20 protein-coding genes are annotated in these 21524 nt (G+C 72.0%); 14 read left to right on the top strand and 6 right to left on the bottom strand.

All coding sequences use genetic code 11. From position 1 onward, the window contains the following. The first annotated feature begins 90 nt into the window (after positions 1 to 90). The 7 genes from ACX114_RS01130 to ACX114_RS01160 all read left to right on the top strand — a co-directional run bounded on the left by ACX114_RS01130 (position 91) and on the right by ACX114_RS01160 (position 6262). Entirely contained in the window at positions 91 to 1083 is a 993-nt protein-coding gene (locus tag ACX114_RS01130; RefSeq protein WP_459293836.1) for a hypothetical protein, read from the top strand. A 32-nt stretch (positions 1084 to 1115) separates the two neighbouring features. Then, positions 1116 to 2084 carry a hypothetical protein gene (locus tag ACX114_RS01135; RefSeq protein ID WP_459293838.1) on the top strand — a complete coding sequence of 323 codons (969 nt, stop codon included), beginning with the start codon at positions 1116 to 1118 and terminating at the stop codon, positions 2082 to 2084. 32 nt (positions 2085 to 2116) lie between these two features. Continuing rightward, positions 2117 to 3091, top strand: coding sequence for a hypothetical protein (locus ACX114_RS01140; RefSeq protein ID WP_459293840.1), 975 nt, complete (start codon positions 2117 to 2119; stop codon positions 3089 to 3091). A gap of 61 nt (positions 3092 to 3152) precedes the next feature. After that, entirely contained in the window at positions 3153 to 4166 is a 1014-nt protein-coding gene (locus tag ACX114_RS01145; protein WP_459293842.1) for a hypothetical protein, read from the top strand. Then, a complete protein-coding gene (locus tag ACX114_RS01150; RefSeq protein ID WP_459293844.1) occupies positions 4163 to 4837 on the top strand; it encodes a hypothetical protein in 675 nt (224 codons plus the stop codon). The genes ACX114_RS01145 and ACX114_RS01150 overlap by 4 nt, the downstream gene beginning before the upstream one ends. Before the next feature lie 13 nt (positions 4838 to 4850). Next, on the top strand, positions 4851 to 5264 hold the full coding sequence (locus ACX114_RS01155) for a hypothetical protein (protein ID WP_459293846.1): 414 nt from the start codon (positions 4851 to 4853) through the stop codon (positions 5262 to 5264). A 2-nt stretch (positions 5265 to 5266) separates the two neighbouring features. Next, on the top strand, positions 5267 to 6262 hold the full coding sequence (locus tag ACX114_RS01160) for a hypothetical protein (protein ID WP_459293848.1): 996 nt from the start codon (positions 5267 to 5269) through the stop codon (positions 6260 to 6262). Here ACX114_RS01160 and ACX114_RS01165 read toward each other — a convergent pair. Further along, positions 6259 to 6645 (bottom strand): hypothetical protein, encoded by a 387-nt coding sequence (locus ACX114_RS01165; protein ID WP_014393086.1) that lies wholly within the window; start codon positions 6643 to 6645, stop codon positions 6259 to 6261. The two genes, ACX114_RS01160 and ACX114_RS01165, sit on opposite strands and share 4 nt — an antisense overlap. Before the next feature lie 279 nt (positions 6646 to 6924). On the opposite strand from ACX114_RS01165, the gene ACX114_RS01170 reads away from it, so the two are divergent. Beyond that, complete coding sequence (locus ACX114_RS01170) at positions 6925 to 8421, top strand: sensor histidine kinase (protein WP_459293850.1); 1497 nt, start codon at positions 6925 to 6927, stop codon at positions 8419 to 8421. Between the two features lie 102 nt (positions 8422 to 8523). Next, the gene (locus ACX114_RS01175) at positions 8524 to 9135 is read left to right on the top strand and encodes a tudor domain-containing protein (RefSeq protein ID WP_459293852.1); all 612 of its coding nucleotides are present in this window, start codon (positions 8524 to 8526) and stop codon (positions 9133 to 9135) included. Positions 9136 to 9148: 13 nt separating this feature from the next. Here the strand turns inward: ACX114_RS01175 and ACX114_RS01180 are convergent, their stop codons facing one another. Further along, positions 9149 to 9514 (bottom strand): response regulator, encoded by a 366-nt coding sequence (locus ACX114_RS01180; protein ID WP_459293854.1) that lies wholly within the window; start codon positions 9512 to 9514, stop codon positions 9149 to 9151. Positions 9515 to 9595: 81 nt separating this feature from the next. Next, positions 9596 to 9979: a helix-turn-helix domain-containing protein gene (locus tag ACX114_RS01185; protein WP_459293856.1), complete on the bottom strand. Its 384-nt coding sequence runs from the start codon at positions 9977 to 9979 to the stop codon at positions 9596 to 9598. A 414-nt stretch (positions 9980 to 10393) separates the two neighbouring features. Here ACX114_RS01185 and ACX114_RS01190 point away from each other — a divergent pair, with 414 nt between their 5' ends. From ACX114_RS01190 to ACX114_RS01200, 3 genes are all read left to right on the top strand, one after another. Beyond that, positions 10394 to 11785, top strand: coding sequence for a GDSL-type esterase/lipase family protein (locus tag ACX114_RS01190; RefSeq protein ID WP_459293858.1), 1392 nt, complete (start codon positions 10394 to 10396; stop codon positions 11783 to 11785). Beyond that, entirely contained in the window at positions 11782 to 14094 is a 2313-nt protein-coding gene (locus tag ACX114_RS01195) for a serine hydrolase (protein ID WP_459293860.1), read from the top strand. Before ACX114_RS01190 ends, ACX114_RS01195 begins: the two co-directional genes overlap by 4 nt. A gap of 512 nt (positions 14095 to 14606) precedes the next feature. After that, a complete protein-coding gene (locus tag ACX114_RS01200; protein ID WP_459293862.1) occupies positions 14607 to 15491 on the top strand; it encodes a YIP1 family protein in 885 nt (294 codons plus the stop codon). A gap of 16 nt (positions 15492 to 15507) precedes the next feature. Here the strand turns inward: ACX114_RS01200 and ACX114_RS01205 are convergent, their stop codons facing one another. After that, positions 15508 to 16578 (bottom strand): hypothetical protein, encoded by a 1071-nt coding sequence (locus tag ACX114_RS01205; protein WP_459293864.1) that lies wholly within the window; start codon positions 16576 to 16578, stop codon positions 15508 to 15510. A 238-nt stretch (positions 16579 to 16816) separates the two neighbouring features. Between ACX114_RS01205 and ACX114_RS01210 the strand changes: the two genes are divergently transcribed. Next, positions 16817 to 18373, top strand: a complete 1557-nt coding sequence (locus ACX114_RS01210) for a serine hydrolase (protein ID WP_459293866.1) — start codon at positions 16817 to 16819, stop codon at positions 18371 to 18373. Positions 18374 to 18383: 10 nt separating this feature from the next. On the opposite strand, the gene ACX114_RS01215 is transcribed toward ACX114_RS01210, so the two are convergent. Continuing rightward, on the bottom strand, positions 18384 to 19040 hold the full coding sequence (locus tag ACX114_RS01215; protein ID WP_459293868.1) for a metallophosphoesterase: 657 nt from the start codon (positions 19038 to 19040) through the stop codon (positions 18384 to 18386). An 85-nt stretch (positions 19041 to 19125) separates the two neighbouring features. Then, positions 19126 to 19986 (bottom strand): sigma-70 family RNA polymerase sigma factor, encoded by an 861-nt coding sequence (locus tag ACX114_RS01220; protein ID WP_459293870.1) that lies wholly within the window; start codon positions 19984 to 19986, stop codon positions 19126 to 19128. A gap of 318 nt (positions 19987 to 20304) precedes the next feature. On the opposite strand from ACX114_RS01220, the gene alr reads away from it, so the two are divergent. After that, positions 20305 to 21522, top strand: coding sequence for an alanine racemase (gene alr, locus ACX114_RS01225; protein ID WP_459293872.1), 1218 nt, complete (start codon positions 20305 to 20307; stop codon positions 21520 to 21522). Positions 21523 to 21524 lie beyond the last annotated feature (2 nt).

A 21524-nucleotide genomic window follows, 5' to 3' on the forward strand; every position in this document is an offset into this window, starting at 1 on the left:
GGCTGGCGGTTCACCCCTGGTAGGACGGCCCGGAGCCCCCTACGCTCACGCACAGGTCCGCCCGATGGGCATCGCAGGGAGTCCACCGCCTTGGCGGTCAACGTCAGCCGCTTCCACGATCGCTTCACCTACCAGTTCCGCGCGCCGGTGCCGGACCTGCTCGAGGACATGGAGGTCCTGGCCGGACTGGATGCCCGCGCGGAGAAGCAGCGGCTCGCGCTGGCGTGGGGCGGGTGGTGCACCGCGGTCCCGGGCGGGCTGATGGTCATCCTGACGTACATCACGTGGGCGAGCACCGGGGAGCGACACTCGCTCACCGAGGAGGGCGAGCAGCTCCTCCAGGTCACGGGCGCGGTGGGCGGAGCGCTGCTCGTCCTGGGGCTCCTGCTCTTCCTGTGGCGTCACACCCTCAAGCCGCGCGACCTGGACAACCGGCGCTACGGCCTGGCCCAGGTGCTGCTCCGGCGTCTGGAGATGGACCTGGCCCCGGACGCGCCGGTGTGGCTCAAGCTGGACCTGCGTCCGCCCGACGTGCTCGACAAGCGCGTGAAGCACGACATGGTGGGCTGGTGGAGCACGGACTTCTTCGTCGATCCGTGGTTCAAGCTGGAGACCCGGCTGGCGGACGGCTCCTTCGTGCGGATCCACATGGTGGAGCGGCACCAGAAGCGCGAGCGCTCCAAGACGAGCGCCAGTGGCAAGACGCGGACGAAGACGAAGCGAAAGGGCTTCGCGCGGCTGGACGTGTCCGTGCGGGTGAAGCCGGAGCGCTACCCCGGCCTGGAGCGGCTCAAGCCCCGCGCCGCGGCCGCCGTGCGCCTGCCCCGGAAGGTCGAGCTGGAGCGCGTGCGCGTCGCCGCGGACCGGCTGTCCCTGCGCGCCCGGCTGTCCGACGAATGGGTGGCGAGGCCGGGGCGCGAGCCGGGTGAGCCGGAGTCCCCTGTCTTCTGGAAGAAGGCGCTGGAGAAGGACGATGCGTCCCGCACCGCGACGATGATGCTCCTGAGCCTCTACCAGGTGCTGGGATACGCCCGGCGGCGCGCGAAGCTCCAGGCCGCGCGCCAGCGCCGCACGTCGGTTTGACCACCCGGGAGCGGCTCCCTACGCTCCCGGCCGTGCCGCTCGAGCTCTCCGAATTCCAGAAGACGTACGTCTATGAAACCCGCGCTCCGGTGGCGGAGGTGCTGGCGGACCTGAAGTCGCTGGCGGAGCTGGACGCGCGGGCGGAGCGGAGGCGGCGCGCGCTGTGGATCGCCGCCTGGGGCTTGATGGCCTTCAGCGTGGCCGGCTGTGCCCTCCTGTCCGTCGTGGTGGCGCAGTTCTCGTCCGCGAAGCAGGACACCTGGGGCGGACTGCCGGCCCTCGTGGCCGCGGCGAGCTTCGCGGCGGGCATCGTGCTCTTCATCGTCCGGTCGCGCGCGGGCCGCACGGACCTGGACAACAGGCGCTACGGGCTGGTGTCCACGCTGCTCAAGCGCTTCCAGGTGGACCTGGACGCGAACGCGCCGGTGGACGTGAAGCTGGACCTGGCGCCGGTGGATGAGGCGCGCAAGTGCGTGGGCAAGCCCAAGCGGGGCCGGTGGGAGTGCGAGGACTTCACCGACGCGTGGCTGTCCCTGCACGGCCGCTTCGCGGACGGCACGCACCTGCACCTGTCCGCCGTGGAGCACCTGCAGAAGCGCAAGCGCTACGGCCGCAGCCGCAGCGGAAAGACGAAGCTCAAGACCAAGCGCAAGGGCAAGACGCTGCTCCAGGTGGGGCTGCGCGTGAAGCCGGAGCGCTTCCCCGGGCTGGCGGGCCTGGGCGCGAACGCGAAGCGGGCCGCGAAGCTGCCTCCGGGCGTCGCGCTGTCGCGGCTGGACGTGGCCGAGGACCGCCTGGCGATGCGCGTCCTCCTGGATCGCGAGTGGAGCGTCGTGACGACGAAGCCCGCCCCACCCGAGGGAAAGAAGCCCAAGGGGCGGGGGCCTCCCGCGACCCAGGACGCGGCGCGCGCCGCGACGATGATGCTCCTGAGCCTCTACCAGGTGCTGGGCACCACGCGCCGGCGGAACACGGCGCCGGGCCGCGCACAGCCGCTTTGACCCGGCCGGGAGCGGCTCCTACGCTGCCCTCCGTGGCGCTCGAACCCGAAGCCTTCCAGAAGACCCAGCGCTACCAGGTGCGCGCGACCGTGCCGGAGGTGCTGGAGGCCCTGTCTCCGAAGCCCGAGCGCGCCCCGGAGCCGGAGCCGGAGCCCGTCAGTCCCCCGAGGAACACCCCCGCGCGTGTCGGGGTGGGACTGCTCGTCGCGGCCGGGGTGCTCCTCGCGGTCCTCTGGTTCCTGCCCTCGGACCAGAAGGAGCTGGCGAGCCTGGCGGTCCTCCTGTTCTTCTTTTCGGTGTTGGGCGGCGTCTTCCTGCTCATCGTGGCCTGGGTGACCCATCAGGAGGCCGCGATGAAGCGGTCATGGCCGACGAACGACTGGGTCGTGAAGCCTCCGCACCAGGAGCAGCGCCGCCTGCTGCTGGCCACGGTGCTCCAGCGCTTCCAGGTGGACCTGCTGGCGGACGCGCCCGTGGACGTGACGCTGGACCTGACGCTGCCCCTGGACTCCAGCAAGCGCGTCCGCACGGAGAACCTCGAGGGGAAGCGCGGCCCGGGGACCCGCGCGGACTTCGTCGACCCCTGGCTGTCATTGCAGGGCCGGTTCGCGGACGGCACGCACCTGCACCTGTCCGTGGTGGATCAGGTGCGGGTGGTCGAGCGCATGAAGGTGATGCCGCTCAAGACCCGGACCAAGACCAAGCGGAGCGGGGTCAGCCTGATGACCGTCGCGCTGCGGGTGAAGCCGGAACGCCATCCCGGGCTCGCGATGCTGGAGGACCCCGCCCGGAACGCCGTGCGGCTGCCCCCGGGCGTCAAGCTGAAGCGGCTGCGCGTGGCGGAGGACCGGGTGGAGCTGCGCGTCCTGATGGGTGAAGGCTGGGGCGTACAGGGCACGGGCAGGCCGGTGGACGCCCACAAGACGGATGCGGCGCGCACCGCGACGATGATGCTGTTGAGCCTCTACCAGGTGCTGGGTGCCACGCGGCGGCGAGAGGCGGTTTGACCTGCCAGGGGGCGCCTCCTACGCTCCCTCGCGGCTCCCGCCGGACAAGGTCTTCCTCCCAGTGCCGCTCGACTTCGACGCCTTCCAGAAGACCCTGGTCTACCAGGCGCGCGCGACCGTGCCGGAGGTGCTGGAGGACCTGCGGGCCATGGAGCCTCGGCTCGAGCTGGCCATGGACGCCCGGGTCGCTCAATCCAGCTCCGTGAGTCGCACGCTGCGGCGGTGGGGCGTGGGGTTGCTCCTCGGCGCCCTGGGAATTTTCGGGGGCATCCAGTTGCTGCCGACAGGACCGGGCGTGGTGCTGTCCTTCCTGCTGGTCATCCCGTGCTTCTTCGCGGCGTTCGGGGGCGTTGTCGCGCTCTGCGTCGGCGCGCTGGGAGGCAAGACGCCGAGGGCCCTGTCGCCCGATGAGCAACGCGAGGTGCAGCGCCGCCTGCTGCTGGCCACGCTGCTGAAGCGCTTCCAGGTGGACCTGGTGAAGGACGCGCCCGTGGACGTGACGCTGGACGTGGCGCCCGTCCTGGACTCGCGCAAGCGCGTCCACCAGGGGCCCCAGGGCCCGTGGGATCGCCAGGACTTCGTCGACCCGTGGCTGTCGCTGCGGGGGCGGTTCGCGGACGGCACGCAGCTGCACCTGTCCGTGGTGGATCAGGTGTGCAAGCGCCATCGCGTGGCGCGCAGCGCGAGTGGCCGGAAGAAGCACAAGCACAAGCGCAACGGCGTCAGCCTGATGACGGTGGCGCTGCGCGTGGATCCGGAGCGCCACCCCAGGCTCGCGGTCCAAGAGAAGCGCACGTCGGACGCCGTGCGGCTGCCTCCGGGGGCCCGCCTGAAGCGGCTGCGCGTGGCGGAGGACCGGGTGGAGCTGCGCGTCCTGCTGGACGAGGACTGGGTGGCCCGGCCCCCCAAGGCGGTGCCGCCCTCCGAGCCGCGGTCCATTGCCAGCCCCCGGCTTGAAGCCCCGTCGAAAACAGATGCGTCGCGCACCGCGACGATGATGCTCTTGAGCCTCTATCAGGTGCTCTACCACTCCAGCTCCCGGGTCCAGCCCGGGAAGATGAGGTCCACGTCGTGAAGCTTCGTGTCCTGTTCCTCGTGGACCTGGGAGTGCTGGGGGCCTCGGCGTGCCAGCAGGGAAGTGCCCCCGCGCCCGCGCCGCACACCCAGGCGATTCCCGCCAACGCCGCCGCCTCCGCCGCCGAGCCGAAGGAGGCGGGCGCCAAGCTCAAGTTCAAGGATGGCGACGACCGCGAGCGCTTCTCGCTCAAGCCCAAGGACGACGGCGCGAAGCTCGTCGACGGCGAGGACAAGGAGGTCGCCCGCTACAAGTGGAAGGGCGGCGAGCTCAAGGTGTCCGGTCCGGACGACACGGTGCTGGCCTATGTCACGGGCGGCCCGGACGCGTACCAGGTGAAGGACGCCGCGCGCTCGGCCGTGCGCTACACGCTCACGCGCGAGGGCTCCGGGTGGGTGCTCACGGATGCCCAGGACATGCTGCTCTACACCGTGGTCCCCGACGGTGGCGGCGCGTCCGTGAAGGGCGCGTCCGGCGCGGAGGCCATTCACGTGAAGGTGCGCGACGGCAAGCTGTCCCTGCGCGACCCGTCCGGCAAGACGGTGCTCGCCACCAAGCAGCCGGTGTCACCGGAGGCCGCCGCGTGCCTCGGCTTCGACTCGCTGGACCTGCCCCTGCGCATGGCCCTGCTCTTCCGCCTCCAGACCCCCGCGGGCGCCGCGTCGCCCTGAGCCTTCAAGAGCCATGTCCCCTTCCTTCGCTTCCGCAGAGCAGTGCCTGGAGACCTCCGGCTTCCTCTTCTCCCACCCGTGTGAGCGGGGGGCGACCACGCAGTGCATGCGCTGTCAGAAGCCCATCTGCCTCCTGCACATGCGCACGCTCGATGGCGGCGAGGCGGTCTGCGTGACGTGCGCGCGCGCCGCGGACAACGGCGACGAGAACCGCGACCCGTCCGACACCTCCGACTCCGACGAGGACGACCCCAGCTACTACTACGAGGACTACGGCTACTACGGCCGCGACGCGTGGCGCGGCTCCGGGTCCTCGTCCTCCTCCTCGTCCTCGGGCAGCGACCCCAACGACTTCACCGAGGCCGACGGCGAGAGCGTGCGGCGCGAGGACGACGCCTCCTTCGAGGAGGACCTGGGCGGGAGCTGAGCGTGGCCGCGCGACGCCGGCACTGGCGCCTCTACGCGCTCGGCGGAGGCCTGGGGCACCTGACGCGCGCCGCGGCCCTGGCCCGCGTGGCCGTGGCCCGGGGCCACGCGGTGGACCTGCTCACCAACAGCCCGTTCGCCCCCGGCCTGCCCCTGGAGTCGTGGCTGGGCCCCGGCGCCACCGTGCACCGCGTGGACGCGCGGCTGGACAAGGCCGCCACCGTGGCGGCGGTGGGCGCGTGGCTCGCGGAGTCCACGCCGGACGTGCTGGTGGTGGACACGTTTCCGCGAGGGCTCGCGGGCGAGTTGGTGGCGCTGCTGCCCTCGGTGCGCGCGCCGCGCGTGCTGGTGCACCGCGACCTGAACCCCGTCTACGTGGAGCGCTTCGACGTGGCCCGCGCCGTGGACGCGTTCGACCTGCTCGTCGTGCCCGGTGAGGACGCGCCCTTCGCGCACCACCCGCGCGCGGTGCGCACGGCGCCGTGGCTGCTGCTGGACCCGGACGCGCTGCTGTCCCAGGTGGACGCGCGGCGGCGGCTGGGCCTGGATGACGGGGACTCGAGCCCCGTCGCCGTGGTGATGGGCTGTGGCCGTCCGGAGGAGGTGGTGGAGGCCGGGGAGACGGTGGCCCGGCTGCGCGCGTCGCTGGCGGGACGGGCGGCGGTGCGGTGGCTCGTTCCCACGCCCCATGAAGGCGGGCTGACGGTCTGGCCGGCACTCGAAGTGCTGCGAGGCGTGGACGTGCTGGTGGGCGCGGGGGGCTACAACACCGTGCAGGAGGCCCGGGCCACCGGGACGCCGCTGGTGGCCTGGGCCCGGCCCCGGCTCTATGACCGGCAGGCCCTGCGACTGACGGAGGGGGAGCGGGTGGGGGACGCGGCGGAGCTGGAGGCGAAGGTCACGTCCCTGCTCCTGCACCAGGCCGGGTCCGCGCGCCCCTCGACCTGGGTCAACGGCGTCCACGCGGCGGTGGAGGCCATCGAGCGCGTCGCGCGCTAGTGCTTGAAGCCCTGGTGGCCGGTGGCCGGCTCGATGCCGTGGGCCATGATGAAGTGGTACATCACCTGCGGGTCCTCCTTGGGGCCGCCCATCAGCTCCACCAGGAAGTGGCCCGCCTGCGGATCCGCGTCCGGATCCGGGGAGATGGAGACCTCGGAGACCTCGCGGCCCACCATCACCATCTCGCCCACCAGGGACTTGCCCTTGATGAGCTGGAGGACGTGCTGGCGCTCCTCCTCCATCAGCATCCAGTGGAAGTCGTCATGGTCGAACAGCGTCATGTCGGGGGAGCCACACCGCAGGATGCAGTTGGTGTGCTCCTGGAGCCAGCGCCAGAAGGCATCGAAGTTCAGGGTGCGGGCCGGTGGTGCGAGCAGATCCATCGGGTGACCTCATCGAGAAGAGCGGGCGCCCGAACGCCGGGGGACGCATCGGGCCGCGTGTCCGTGCTGACTAACATGGCCGGGCCTCGGAGGGCCGGCTCCTTTTGGGGGCGGTATCCCGGAGGGTCGGCCACCCACCGGGGCGCGAATCCACGATATCGGACGCTTGTTGCTTTCCTGGGAAGAGGGCGGCGACCACCTGGGTTGGCGCGGCCCGGAGGGAGGATGCGCGACCATGACAAAGCGGGACGCCAGCCGGGGGTTCGCGAGGGAGGCGCGATGAGCCTGCGCGCCTTCTTTTCCACCGTGGTGGGTGGGTTGGTCCTGCTCACCGTGGTGTCCGCCACCCTGCTCGTGGTGCTGACGACCGCGCTGGAGCGGATGGCTTCCACGCTGAGTGAATCCGTGGAGGGTGTCCGGCAGGCCGAGGAGCTGGAGGTGGACCTGCTCGTCCACTCGCGGCTGCTGGCGTCGCCCGGTGTTCCCATGGTGGCGGACCCGTCGCGCGGGCGCTCGCCCACCCAGCTTGAGGCCGACCTGCGCCGCCAGTTGCTGGAGATGCACGCCATCGCGTCCACCCAGGAGGAGCGGCAGACGGTGGCGGAGGTGCAGCAGCGGGTCTACGCCTACCTGGCCGCGCAGCATGCGCCGGTAGGGCCCGGGGTGACTTCGGCCCAGCACGACACGACGGCGATGGCCTCGCTGGACGCGTCGCTGCGCTCGCTGGAGCGCCTCATCCAGATCAACGTGGACCAGGCGCAGGAGGCCCGGCAGAGCGCGGCGCACTGGAGCGAGATGGCCGACCTGCTGGGTCTGCTGCTGGGCCTGCTGCTGCTGACGACGCTGGGGCTGGTGGTCTTCTGGCTGCGGCGCTTCGCGCTGCGTCCGGTGACGGCGCTGCGCAGCGCGATGGCCGGCTTCGGCCGGGGCGGGCGGCACCTGCGCGCGCCCGAGGAGGGCCCGTTGGAGATCCGCGACATGGCCCACACCTTCAACGAGATGGCGGACAGCCTGACCCACCAGCAGGAGCAGCAACTGGCGTTCCTGGCGGGCGTGGCGCACGACCTGCGCAACCCCCTGTCCGCGCTGAAGCTGTCCACCGCGCTGACGGGCCGCGGAGAGGTCACCCCGGAGCGGATGCAGCGAACGCTGTCGCTGGTGCGCCGTCAGGTGGCGCGCCTGGACCAGATGGTGGGGGACCTGCTGGACGCGACCCGCATCGAGGCCGGCAAGCTGGACCTCCAGCCGGAGGTGCGCGACACGCGCGAGCTGGCGCGCTCCGTGGTGGAGCTCTACCAGTCCAGTGACTCCGGGCACACGCTGGAGCTGGTGGTGCCGGACCACGCGGTGCTGGTGCGCGCGGATCCGTCCCGGCTGGAGCAGGTGCTCAACAACCTGGTGAGCAACGCGCTCAAGTATTCCCCTTCCGGCAGCCGCGTGGAGGTGTCCGTGCGCGGCGACGGCGACCACGTGGTGCTGGCCGTGGCGGACCAGGGCATCGGCATGTCGCCGGAGGATCTCCAGGGGCTCTTCATCCCCTTCCAGCGCGCGGGCAACGCGAAGCAGCGCGCCCCGGGCGTGGGGCTGGGGCTGTCGGTGTCGCGGCGGATCATCGAAGCGCACGGCGGCCGCATCGAGGTGGAGAGCCAGCCCGGCCGGGGCTCCGTGTTCCGCGTCCACCTGTCCCGGGTGTCCGCCGGCCCTCCGAGGCCGCCCGCGCCCTCCGACGAGGAGGAGCCCGCCCCCGAGGAGTCCGGCTCCGGCGCGGTGCACTGAAGGCCGGGGCAACCGTTGCCTGAAGCGGGCCCGGGTGAAGCGGAGGGATGCGCACGGGCGGGGCAGGGCGTACCTTGCGGCCCCATGTCAGGAGCCGTCTGGATGATGAAGCGTTCCTACCGGGCCGTGCCGCTGGCCGCCGCCCTGCTGGTGCTGGGAGGGTGCGCGGGGCGCACGCAGACCGAGCCCCCCGTGTCCCCCGCCGAGCCCGTGCGGGAGGCGCCGTCCTCCGTCGTCCAGTCGCGGGAGGGTGGCTTCAGCGTGACGTTCCCCGGCCCCGTCAGCGAGGAGCGGCGCGTGCAGCCCACGGACGTGGGCGAGGTGACGCTGCACACGTTCATCGCCGCGAGCACGCAGGAGGACACCGCCTACTACGTCTCCTATACGGACTTCCCGCTCGCGGCGGTGGCGCAGGTCAGCCCGCGCGACGTGGTGGACCGCGCCAGCCAGGGCGCGCTGGAGGCCCTGGGCGCGACGTCCATCACCGCGAAGCCGTTGCAACTGGAGGGTGGCTACCCCGGCCAGGAGGTAGGGGGACTGTCCGGTCCGCGCCGCCTCCGGGGCCGCTTCTTCATGGTGGGCCCGCGCCTGTACCAGCAGCTCCTGCTGCACCCGGAGGGACGCGCGCCGCGGGACGCGGACCGCTTCTTCGATTCCTTCCGTCTGGACCCGGCGGTGGCGGGCCAGCTGGGGCAACAAACGACCGGCGGCTGACGGCCGCGCTCTTTCAGTGCAGCGGGTGCACGAAGCGGCGCACCCCGGCGAGCAGGGCCTCGCGGTCGAAGGGCTTGGAGAGCACCTCGCGGATGGAGGGGTGGCGCTCCTCGCTGGAGCTGATGGCCATGACGGGCATGTCCGCGAAGCGGGGCTCGCGCTGCACGGTGTCCAGGAGCCGCCAGCTGTCCTTGCGCGGCGTCCACATGTCCACCAGGAGCAGCGCGGGGCACGGGTGCGCCTCCAGCCACGCGAGGGCCTGGTCCCCGTTCTCCGTGGCGGTGACGGTGTGCCCCTCGCTCTGGAGGATCTCCACGAGCGCGTCGCGCAGGTCGCAGTCGTCCTCGACGAGGAGGAGGGTGGGGGGCGCGCGGCTCATGAGCCCCGACGCATAGGGCAAGCCCGCGGGGAGTGACAGGGAACATCTGCCGGGTGCGACCGGCAACGCGGGGACCGCGCTTCAGCGCTCGTCGAACATGGCCTGGAGCACGCGCCAGGCGAGCTTCAGCTCGGAGCCGGAGCGGCACGCGAGGAAGTCGCAGATCTCCGCCACGCCGTCGGTGCGCTCCAGGTCGAAGGAGTGGAAGAGCGTCTTGAGGGACACGTCCAGTCCCACGGACAGCTTGCCCAGCGTGTCGAGCGATGGAGAGAAGGCACCGCGCTCGATGCGGCGGATGGCATCCACCGACAGGTCGCTGCGTTCGGCGAGCGCTTCCTGCGTGAGTTCACGGCTGTTGCGCATGCGGCGCACGTGGTCGCCAAATCGCCGGTGGAGCTTCGTCCACGTTGTGAGCCGGTTCTTCGCCATAATCGCGGCGGATAATTTGGGGGCGCGCCGCGCCATGTGAAGGGACCATGTTCGCGGCCGGACCTTGCATTTGCGCTGGGGTGCGGGAAACCGGTTCTTCCCAGGGGACACCCGCCCTGGACGTGCGGTCCAGGACGGATGCGATGTCCGGGATGCCACGCCGGGGCGGCTCGCGAGGCGGCCGAGCGTGGGGTCCAGAACATGCGTGTCCCCGGGCTTTCGTCTACGCTCGCGGGCCACATGACGGTTCTCGATGTCTCGCGCGGGCTCCGGCGGGCGGGGTTGCTCGCTCTCCTGGCGGGGGCTCTGCTCCCCGGGTGCGAGTCCCGCACACCCCCTCACCGGTTTCCCCTGACGACTCCCGCGACGGACTCCGTGCCGCCGCCGGAGCCAGGTTCCACGCGACCCGCCTCCGAGGAGGCGCAGCCTTCCGCGCGTCCCGGGTCCGCGGTGACGGGCGCGGCTTCGCCCCAGGTGGTGCCCGCTTCCGCGAGCCTGCCTGCGCAGGCGCCGGGCAAGGCGCGTCCGTTGCCGCGCTCCGCGTTCCGCGCGCTGCCTCCCGCCACCGAGCGTGCCGGACAGCTGCACGCGCTGGCCACGCGGTTGAAGGCTCCGGGCGGCACGGTGGAGGACCCCTGTCTGGAGCCGGGTGACGCCGGCTGCGCGCGGTCCGCGCTGACGCCGTTCTATGCCGCGCTGGATGGGCTGATGCGGACGCCGGGGACGGCGCCCACCGTCATCGCCGCGTTCGGCAACTCGCTCATCGCGGGGGACCGCATCGTGGACGTGGTCCGCGACGAGCTGGTCGCGGGCTTCGGTGGCGCGGGCCGGGGCGTGCTGCTGGTGGACCGCATGGCGCCCTACGGTGGACGGGGGCGCACGGCCGCCGTGAGCAACGGCTGGCAGCCGCGCACGCTGGGCGAGCTGAAGGCGCCGCCGCACCCGTTCGGCATCACCGGCGTGTACCACCTGGCCACGGAGAACCGGGCCCGGGGCCGCTTCAAGCTGGAGGGCGAGCCGCGCGGGACGCTGTGGTGGAAGGACGTGAAGGGCGCGGGCCGCCTCGTCGTGTCCGTGGACGGCACGGTGCTGACGCGCACGGAGCCGCAGGAGGACGGGGCCAGCCGCACCACGTCCTTCGACCTGCCCGAGGGCGCGAAGTGGCTGGACATCACCGCGGAGGGCAAGGGCGCCATCGTGCAGGGCGTGGTGTTGCAGAAGGCCGGGTCCGGCATCGTGCTGGACATGCTCGGCGTGCCGTCCGCGGATGCCACGCTGTACGGCCGGATGGAGGAGGACGCGCTGAAGGCGCAGCTGTCGCAGCGCGACCCGAAGCTGCTGCTCTTCTTCCTGGGCGGCAATGAGTCCAAGCGCCTGGAGTGGAAGCGCACGGACCTGCCCACCGTGCGCCAGGACCTGGCCGCGCTCTTGCGTCGCGCCCGCGCCGCCGCGCCGGGCAGTGCGTGCATGGTGGTGGGCCCCATGGACGCGGTGCAGGACGGGCACGCGAAGGGCAAGCCCCTGACGCAGCGGCCGTTCCTGGAGGCCGCCATCCAGGCCGAGCGCGAGGTGGCGCTCGCCGAGGGCTGCGGCTTCTTCGACCTCTACACGGCGATGGGCGGCGCGGGTTCGCTCGCGCGGTTCAATCAGGCGGGGTTCATGCACGATGACCTGGTGCATCCGCGCGGTCATGGCCTGGACCTGCTGGGGCAGCTCGTCTCCGACGCGCTGCTCGCGGGCTGGGTGAACGAGGGCGCGGTGCCGGCACCGGCGCTCACGAGCTCGCGTGAAGAGGCATCGGACACCGGTGCGAGCGGCCAGACCGCGGAGGCGGTGCCATGAAGCGGCTCTTCGTCGCGCTGTGGGTGTTGCTGGAGACAGGGCCCGCGTTCGCGCAGGCCTCCGCCGAGAAACCGACGTCCGTGGTGCAGGCGCCCGCCACGCCCGCGCCATCCGAGTCCGCTGAGAAGCCCGCGTCCCCGCCGGAGTCCAGCGCGAAGGTGGCGCCGGAGCCGGACGCGAAGGCCTCTGAGTTCCCGCCGGAGGTTCAGCGCGCGTTGGACGCGCTGGTGCGCGCGGACCTGAAGCAGGGGCCCACCGCGGGCCTGTCCGTGGGCGTGATGCGGGGCGGCCAGCGGTGGATGAACGGCTACGGCTACCGCGACGTGGCGAAGAAGTTGCCCGCCACGGTGCGCACCACGTACCGCATGGCGTCCATCACCAAGTCCTTCACGGCGGTGGCCGTGATGCAGTTGGCGCAGGCGGGCAAGCTGGACCTGGACGCGGACATCCACACGCTGGTGCCCGAGTACCCGGTGAAGCAGTGGCCGGTGACGGTGCGCCAGTTGTTGGGCCACCTGGGCGGGGTGCCCACCTACGACAGCCCGAGCGCCGGCAACAACACCAAGCCGGTGACGACGAAGGAGGCCATCGGGCTGTTCGCGGACCGGCCGCTCGTGTCGGAGCCGGGCACGCGTTACCTGTACACGACGTGGGGCTTCAACCTGCTGGGCGCGGCGGTGGAGACGGCCTCCGGCCAGTCCTATCGCGAGTACCTGCGCGACCACGTCTTCGGCCCCGCGAACATGAGTCACGCGGACGTGGATGAAATCAGCACGCGCGACGCGCAGCAGGCGGTGGGCTACCGCGTGTCGGGTGCCACGCTGAAGACTTCGCGCTTCCTGGATGTCACCAGCCGCTTCGCGGGCGGTGGCACGCGCGCGACGGTGGAGGACCTGCTGGGCTTCGCTCGCGCGGTGCTGGACCACAAGCTGGTGACGCGCGAGACGATGGGCCGCATGCAGGCGTCGATGGTGACGCGCGACGGGCACATCACCGACTACGGCATGGGCTTCGCGACCTATCCGCTGAGGGGCCACTACATCGTGGCGCACGCGGGCGGGCAGCCGGAGACGACGACGCTGCTGGTGCTGCTGCCGGCGGAGGACACGGCCATCGCGCTCGCCACCAACGTGGAGGACGAGGCGAAGCGGCTGCGCCGGCTGTCCATCCGGTTGATGGAGACGGTGCTGGACGAGGGCGCGCCGGCCCGGGGCGGCCACTTCACGGACCCCGTGGACGCGGTCGTCTACGAGGGCATGGGCCGGCTGGCGAGCTACGGGCTCGCGTACCACGACTGGGCCACGCGCGGTCCGGGCACGCTGCCGGCGGAGACGGACCTGGCGGGAGCGTTCGCGAAGGTGTCGTCGCTCTTCGACCGGGCGGCGATTGCAAGGGATGGCCGGGGCGCGATGGAGCGGATCCGCGGCGCGCACGAGCCTCGCGCCGAGTCGCTCTTCATCCGCGTGGGCGCGCACATGGCGGCCACGGTGGAGAAGGCGATGGGCGCGGAGCGGCTGCGCTCGTACCGGACGCAGGGCGCGGCGGGCTTCTTCGCGGACTACCTGGCGGCGTGCGAGACGCTGAAGTGTCCGGAGGCGGAGCGCTTCAGTCCGTCCGTGCGGAGCGACGTGGTGCGCTTCGTCGCGGGGTGGAAGCGCGCGGAGGTGCCGGCGCTGAAGCGCACGCGCCTGGAGGCGACGAAGGATCCGGAGAAGCTGTGGCCCTCGTTGAAGGAGGCGGCGGTGCGCGCCCCCGCGGTGCGGCCGGACTACACGGATGAGTTGCTGACGCTAGCGGACCGCGCGAAGCGCAAGCCTGCGGACCGGATGCGCTGGCTGGAGCGAGCGACGGAGCTGCATCCGGAGTCGATGGACGCGCACCTGGCGCAAGCGGTGGGGTTGATGGAGGCGGACCGGGAGCCGGAGGCGATTCCCCACGTGCGTGAGGCATTCGAGACGCCGGAGGGCTCGCTGGTGCTGTCGCCCACGGGTTTCCTGAAGCGCCTCTTGGACACGCGTTCGCCGAAGGTGGCACGAGGCCTCTTGCGAGCGGCGGTGACGCTGCATCCGGACGCACCGGAACTGTGGGACGCGCTGGCGAAGCGCGAGCGGGCTCTGGGCGACGCGGGCGCGGCGAAGACAGCACTGGCCCAGGCGAAGCGAGCCCGTCAGGTCCGGGCCGCGCAGGAGGCCCGGGCTCCGAAGTCGCAGGGCGTCGTGGCGCCGGCAGGAAGCGCACCAGCGCAGGACAAGGCCGGGAGCACGTCCCCCACGGTGCCAGTGGATCCGGAGTCCGCCCCGGAGCCGTAGCGCCAAGGCACGGCACCCGAACCTCCGGACACGGAAGCGGTTCCCAAGCCTGAGAAGGTGAGAGCTGCGGGGTCCGCCCGGCGGCGGACCGTGAAAACCTGTCCGACAGTCGGACAGGTTCTGGAGCCCCGCGACTGGCGGTCTCCGCTCCGACCGGACCGCGAAAAGCTGTCCGACAGTCGGACAGGTTCTGGAGCCACTCGGCTGAGGACCTCTGCTCCGACCGGGCTGCGGAATTGAGTCAAACAGTCGGACAGGTTCTGAAAGGGCTCAGCCGCGAACCTCCGCGCGAATCGCGGAAACTTGTCCGACAGTCGGACAGGTTTTGGACGACCGGGGCCGGGGACCTCCGCTCCATTGAGCCGCGGAATCGAGTCCGACAGTCGGACAGGTTCTGGATGGGCTTGGCCTCAGGGCCTTCGCTCCGACTGGACCGCGAAAAACCTGTTCGACAGTCGGACAGGTTTTGGACGACCGCGACTGGAGGCCGAGCCGTGCGAGGATGCGCGGCGATGACGCCTTCCTGTCCCTCCTGTCAGGCCCCCTTCACCCCCGGCGCGGAGACGTGCTCGAGGTGCGGGGCCTCGCTGCTGGTGGCCCCGGCTCCCGGTGGCGCCGACCCTGTCTGCGCCGTGCACCCCGAGTGGCTCAGCGTGGCCACGTGCCCTCGCTGTGGCGTGTTCGCCTGCGCCCGCTGCTTGCGCCAGGGCCCCGAAGGCACCGTCTGCGCTACTTGCCTCGAACGTGAACCCCTGGGGCAGTTGCCCTGGGACCAGCGCGCGGAATTGGGGACGCTCAAGGCGTTCTGGCGGACGTGCTTTGGCATGTTGATGCGGCCCACGGAGACCCTGAAGGGCGTCAACCCCGACGCACCCGTGAGCAGTTCCATGGGCTTCGTGATGCTGTCGGCCATCGCCGGCTTCCTGTCGACAGGCATCGTCTACACCGCGCTCATCGGCGTCATCCTCGGGTTCATGCCCGAGACGGAGACGAACGGCGCGGATCCGAAGGACGTGAAGCTGTGGATGACCATCGGCATGGCGGCCTGGACGGTGCTCATGCCCATCTTCAGCACCGGCATGACCCTGGTGAACGCCGGCCTGGACCACCTCGTCCTGCGCATGGGCGGCGTGGAGCGCGGCTTCTCCGTGACCATGCGCGCGCACGCCATCTCCCAGGCGCCGTACATCGTCGGCGTGATTCCCTTCGTCGCCGTGTACGCCGCGCCCTTCTGGGCCATGGGCCTGCGCGCCTTCACCTACCGCACGCTGCACCGCACCAGTTGGGGCACGGCGCTCGCGGGCGCGCTCCTGGTGCCCCTGCTCTCCTGCTGCCTCTGCGGCGGCGTCTACGGCGCCATCGTGTTCGCGGCCCTCAAGAGCTCGGGCCAGGTCTGAGGCGCGGTTCGCGCGGCTACCGCTGTCCGGTCGCCGCCGTCGCCCCGTGCGGCACCAGCGACGACGGCTCCGGCCAGAAGCGCGCGCTCCGGACGCCGTCGAAGGACGCCGCCAGGCGCCGCGTGCCCAGGTCGTAGACGCGCGCCTGCGTCTCGCCCGCGAGCATCAGCAGGTCACCGCGCGCCAGCGCCCGCACGGGGCTTCGGGCGGGCAGGGCGAGTCCCTCGGGTTCGCCCAGGTGGCCGTCCTCCGCCTCCCAGCGCACCGGCATCATCAGCGCGGTCTGCTCGCCCGCGGTCTGCCACGCGAACAGCGGGCCTCCGCGCGACTCCATGCGCGCCCAGCCGCCGAACACGTCGTGCCCCCGGTTGGACACCACCGCGTCCAGCCGGACCGCGTCCTGGCTGCCCTCGTCCAGGCCCTGCGCCACCAGCGCGTCCAGGTCCCCGGCCACCGTGGAGGACACCAGCATCTCCGTGGTCGCGAGCGCGAACACCGCGTCCCAGTCCCCGCGCGTGGCCACTGTCTCGATGCGCTTCCATGCCCCCGCCTCCAGCCGGTACGCGTGCGCGAGCCCCGCGCCCTCGTCCAGCTCCGGGATGGGGATGCGCCGGCCCTCGAAGAGGAAGACGTCGTCGCGCCGCACCAGCTCGCCCGTGTGCGCCGTCAACGCCACCAGCCGCCCCACCGAGTCGAACCCCACCGCGCCCGTCAGCCCCTCCTCCGGCAGGAGCTGCGCCGAGCCCTGTCCGGACGTCAGGTCCACCGTCCACACGCGCCCGGGCCCCCGCGCGCTGCCAGCCGGGTCGCGCACCGCCGCGTGCCTGCCATCCGGGCTCCACGCGAGCCGCAACCCGTCACACGCCGCGTCCACCGTGACGAGCGCCCTGCGTCTGCCGTCTGACTCCAGTCGCAGCCAGGTACAGCCCGCCGGCGCCGCGTCCTGGAGCACCGACAGCGAGAACGGCGCCACCTTCACCGGCGCGGCCACCGGCACGGCGGGGACCACGGCCGGAGCGGCCTCCGGGGGCTTCTGGCAGGCGCTCACGAGGAGCAGGGCGCTGAAGAGGCTCGAGGTGCGGACCATGTTGAACTCCACCCGGAAAAAGTTGACCTCAAAGGAATATGTCAGAGCCCCGGGTGCGAGCGGAAGTCACTCGGGGTCCAGATGGTGGGGACCGGACGGAGCCCTCCCTCCCTGCTCAAGCCATGGCCAAACCATGACGAACCCAGGGAGGAGCCAAGGCCCAAAGCCAATCATGGCCTCGTAGGTTGACCCTCCGCATCCGCGGGTCCCCTCCCGCGGGTCGACCCTGGAGCCCGTCATGCCCCAAGCCGTCCCTCGCTTCGTCCCGGTGTTGTTCCTGGGCTGTACGGCGGTCGCCCTGCTCACGGCGGCTGACGCACCCAAGCCCATCACGCAGTGGACGGCGCGGCCCTCCGAAGCGGACCGCATCGCCCGGGTGGAGGCGCGCCTCGCGCCGCTGGCCCTGCCGGGGGAGAAGCCCCAAGCCCTCTCCGTGCGGCGCTGGATGGAGCTGTACCGCGTCCCGGGATTGAGCGTGACGGTGTTCGACAAGAACGCCGTGGTGTGGAGCAAGGCGTATGGCGTGACGCAGGCCGGCGGCAAGGACCCCGTCACGCTGGAGACGCTGTTCCAGGCCGCGTCCATCAGCAAGCCGGTGACGGCGCTGGCCGCGCTGCGCGCCGTGGAGCAGGGACAGGTGTCGCTCGACGCGAACGTCAACTGCGCGCTGAAGTCCTGGAAGGTCCCCGACAACGACTTCACGCGCGAGCAGAAGGTGACGCTGCGCCGGCTGCTCAGCCACAGCGCGGGGCTCACCGTGCACGGCTTCCCCGGCTATGGCGTGGGCGAGCCCCTGCCCACGCTCCAGCAGATCCTCGACGGCGGGAAGCCCGCGAACACGGAGCCCGTGCGCGTGGACACGGTGCCCGGCACGGAGAATCGCTACAGCGGCGGCGGCTACGTCGTCGTCCAGGCGCTGCTGACGGACCTGGCGAAGAAGCCCTTCCCGCAGCTCATGAAGGAGGCGGTGCTGGACCCGGTGGGGATGAAGCACAGCACGTTCGAACAGCCACTGCCTCCGGCGCTCGCCGCGCGCACGGCCTCGGGCACGCGCGCGAACGGAGAGGCCGTGGAGGGCCGCTGGAAGGTGTACCCGGAGCTGGCGCCCGCGGGGCTGTGGACAACGCCGTCCGACCTGGCGCTCCTCCAACTGGAGGTGGTGAAGGCGAAGGCCGGCAGGTCGAAGCGCGTGCTGTCGCAGGCGATGGCGCGGCAGATGCTCACGAAGCAGTCCGGGCCCTCCGGGCTGGGCTACATGCTGGGGGACTCGCCGGAGCGCTTCGAGCACGGCGGGTGGAACGACGGCTTCACCGCCACGGTGGTGACGCTGGGGGACAGCGGCAGCGGCGTGGTGGTGATGGCCAACTCGGACAACGGCGTGCTGTTCTTCGAACGGCTCATCGCGAGCATCGCCGCGGAGTACGGCTGGAAGCCCCTGCCGGACCACCTGGAGTCGCCGGAGATGACGGCGGACCTGCTCTCGCGGGTGAAGGGCGCGGACGCGGTCATCGCCTGGGCGCGGAAGACGAAGGGCGAGGGCCTGCCGCCGCGGGTGCTCAACCACGTGGGCTACGGGCTGTTCATGTCCGGCAAGGTGGAGGACGGCCTGAAGGTGTTCCAGGAGAACGCGGCCCTCTTCCCGGACGACGCGGAGGCGCAGGACGGCCTGGGCATGGCCTACATGAAGGCCGGCAAGAAGGCCGAAGCGCTCACCGTGTACCAGAGGCTGCTCAAGGCGGATCCGAAGAACGAGAGCGCCTTGCGGGCCGTGAAGGCGCTGAGCGCGAAGCCCTGAGCGCCCGCGCCTACAGCGCCATGTACGCGCGGGCCGCCGGCACGGAGTAGAACCGCCCCTCCGGCAGGACGTACGCGGTGAGCTTGCCGCCGTAGACGCAGCCGGAGTCCAGCCCCACCGCGAAGGGGTGCTTCTGCAGGCCGCGCATGGCGTCGTGGCCGAAGATGACCAGCTCCGGGCCCTGCCACAGGCTGCCCCAGGGCTCGCCCGCCTCCAGCCGCTTCGACGGCGTCCCGTCCGCCGCGATGCTGCGCAGGTTGAAGAGGAACTCCTCCCGCTGCTCCTCGAGCGGCACGCCCGGCACCAGCCCCGCGTGCACCGCCAGCGCGTTCAGGTCCGGGAAGCGCAGGTAGGAGGGCAGCCGCTCCATCCAGGCCCAGTCCTCCGCCGTCAGCGTGTCCAGCACCTGCCGGTGCTCCGGCTTGAGCTTCTTGCCCTTGGACGCGTGGCCTCCGTGCCAGCGCAGCACGTGCGCGTCGTGGTTGCCCTTCACCGCCTGGAAGCCGTGCTCGCGCGCCCGCCGCACCACGCCCGCCGAGTCCGGCCCCTTCGCCACCAGGTCGCCCACCAGCACCACCCGGTCGCTGGGCGTCCAGTCACACGCCTTCAGGAGCGCGTCCAGCTCACTGGAACAGCCGTGGACATCTCCGATGAAGAGCGTTCGCATCCTCCACCCTCTTTAACGCACTGGCCCCGAATGCCCCGCCCGGAATCTCCGGACCTCGCGCGGGGACGAGGCGTCGCGCGCCGCGTTACTCGGAGGGCGTGCGCAACAGCCGGCTCAGGCTCACGTCCAGTTGGCTGGAGATGAGCCGCAGCACGCTGTCCAACTGGGAGCGCGTCAGCCGCAGCCGCTCCGTCAGCCGCTGGCGCGTCCCGTCCAGCAACTCCTCCTGCGCGCCCACCACCCACCGCGCCGCCGTGGAGCGGTGCACGCCGTACAGCGCCCCCAACTGGTCGATGCCCAGCCCGTCCAGGTACTTCAGCCGCAGGAAGTTGCGCTGCCGCGCGGACAGGGCCGCCAGCGCCGCCTGGAACGACGCGCTGAACTCCGCGCGGTACGTCTGCTTGAGGTACGCCAGCTCCGGGTCGTCCCCCGGCGCCACCAGCATGGACAGGTCGCCGTCCTCCGACTGCGCCTGCCCCGAGCGCTGCCGCTGCCAGTCCAGCGCCAGCCACAGCGCCGCCGCGCGCACCCAGCCCGCCAGCGGCCCCGTGCCCGGGTACGCCGCCAGCCGCGCCGGGGCCTCCGCGCTGCCCACCAGCATCCGCTGGCGCAGCGCCTGACGGACCTCATCCAGCCCGGCCGGGGGCAGCTTCAGCCGCGCCACCGCCGCGTCCACTTCCGGCATCAGGCGCTCCTCGAAGGTGGCCAGCGCCGAGGGCACGCCGTCCGCCGCCGCCCGGGCCAGGTACACGTCCGCCATGTGCAGCCGGCCCCAGGCGTCCTCATGGCCGTCCGCGGGCACCAGCCGGGCCAGGTGTGCCGCGAAGCGCGGCCCCTCCAGCGCGATGCCCGGCCAGGACTGCCGGGCCGCTTCCAGGGCCTGGGCCAGCCGCTCCTGGAGGACGGAGAGGGCGCCTGCCGGCTCCGTCTTTCCCCGGGCGGTCATGAAAGCCTGGGCTAAGGGCAATTCAGGTGCGGCCACGGCAGGGGACACTATCACCGGCCCCTGTCGCGACGCCGGGTCACCCGACATGGCGCGCAGAGGCTCCCACCCGTCAGGTGTCCCCCGGGACACGCTCCCGAGCCGCGCGTGTCCACCCGAGCACGCCCCCCTGGCCGTGCGGGGCGCCCCCTTCCGCCCTCGTCCGCCCGGGCGGCATCCAGCCGGTGTCCGGCCCTCCGTGGCCCTCTGGCCACGGCCGCCCATGGCCTGCGCTTTGCTGGTAGAGCCATCCGGGACGCGTGCTGGTGCGGAGGTGTGAACGTGGAAGAAGTCGGTGTGGGGCTCGGAGCCGGGCCTGGTGATGCGGTGTACTCCTCGTGGCTGGAGGTGAGCGCGTCCCACCTCAGGCACAACGTGGCGGCGTTCCGCGCGTTGGAGTCCACCGGCCCCACCCCCCGGGCGCTGGGCGCGGTGCTCAAGGGCAACGCCTACGGCCACGGCCTGGCCCAGGTGCTGCCGCTGGTGCACGCGGGCGTGGACGTCCTCTACTTCATCGCGCCGCAGGACGCGCTCACGGTGCGCGCGCACGAAGCCCGGCACGGCCTGCCCGCGCGGCAGGTGGTGGTGCTGGGCGCGGTGGCCCCGGAGGAGGCCGTGGTGCTGGCGCACCAGGGCATCGACGTGGTGGTGGCGGACCGCTCCTGGGCGGACGCGGTGCCTTCATTGCGCGCGGCGAAGCTGGTGCGCCCCTTGCGCGTGCACGTACACATCGACACGGGCCTGGGCCGCGAGGGCTTCACGTTGGATCAGCTTCCGCGCGAGACGCAGTTCCTCGCGGAGGCCGCGGACGTGTTCGAGCCGGTGGGCGTGCTCAGCCACTTCGCCAACACGGAGGACGTGACGGAGCAGGCGTACGCGCTGGCGCAGCTGGACGCGTTCGAGACGGCGCTGGGGCACCTCACGGCGCAGTTGAAGCCCGCGAAGCCGTTGCAGCGGCACATCGCCGCGAGCGCCGCGGCGCTGGTGCTGCCCCGGGCGCGCTACGAGGCGGCGCGGGTGGGCATCTCGCTGTACGGCCTGTGGCCCTCGCCGGAGACGCGGCTGTCCGCGCGGCTGGTGCTGGGTGAGCTGCCGGTGCTCAAGCCGGTGCTCTCGTGGCGGTGCAAGAGCCAGGTGGTGAAGTGGCTGCCGGCGGGTGCGTACGTGGGCTACGGCTGCACGTACCGTTGCCCGGAGCCCACGCGCATCGCCGTCCTGCCGGTGGGCTACTACGACGGTTATCCGCGCCTCGCGTCCGGCAAGGCGCACGTGCTGGTGAACGGGCGGCGGTGCGCGGTGCTGGGCCGCGTGATGATGAACCACCTGATGGTGGACGTGACGCGCGCCACGTCCGACGAGCGTCCCATCACGGCCACGCTCCTGGGCCGCGATGGAGAGGAGTCCGTGTCCGCAGAGTCCCTGGCCGGCTGGGCGCAGACCATCCACTACGAGCTGGTGACGCGGCTGGGCGCGCACCTGCGCCGCGTCGTCGTGGAGTAACG

Source organism: Corallococcus sp. M7 (assembly GCF_054512695.1).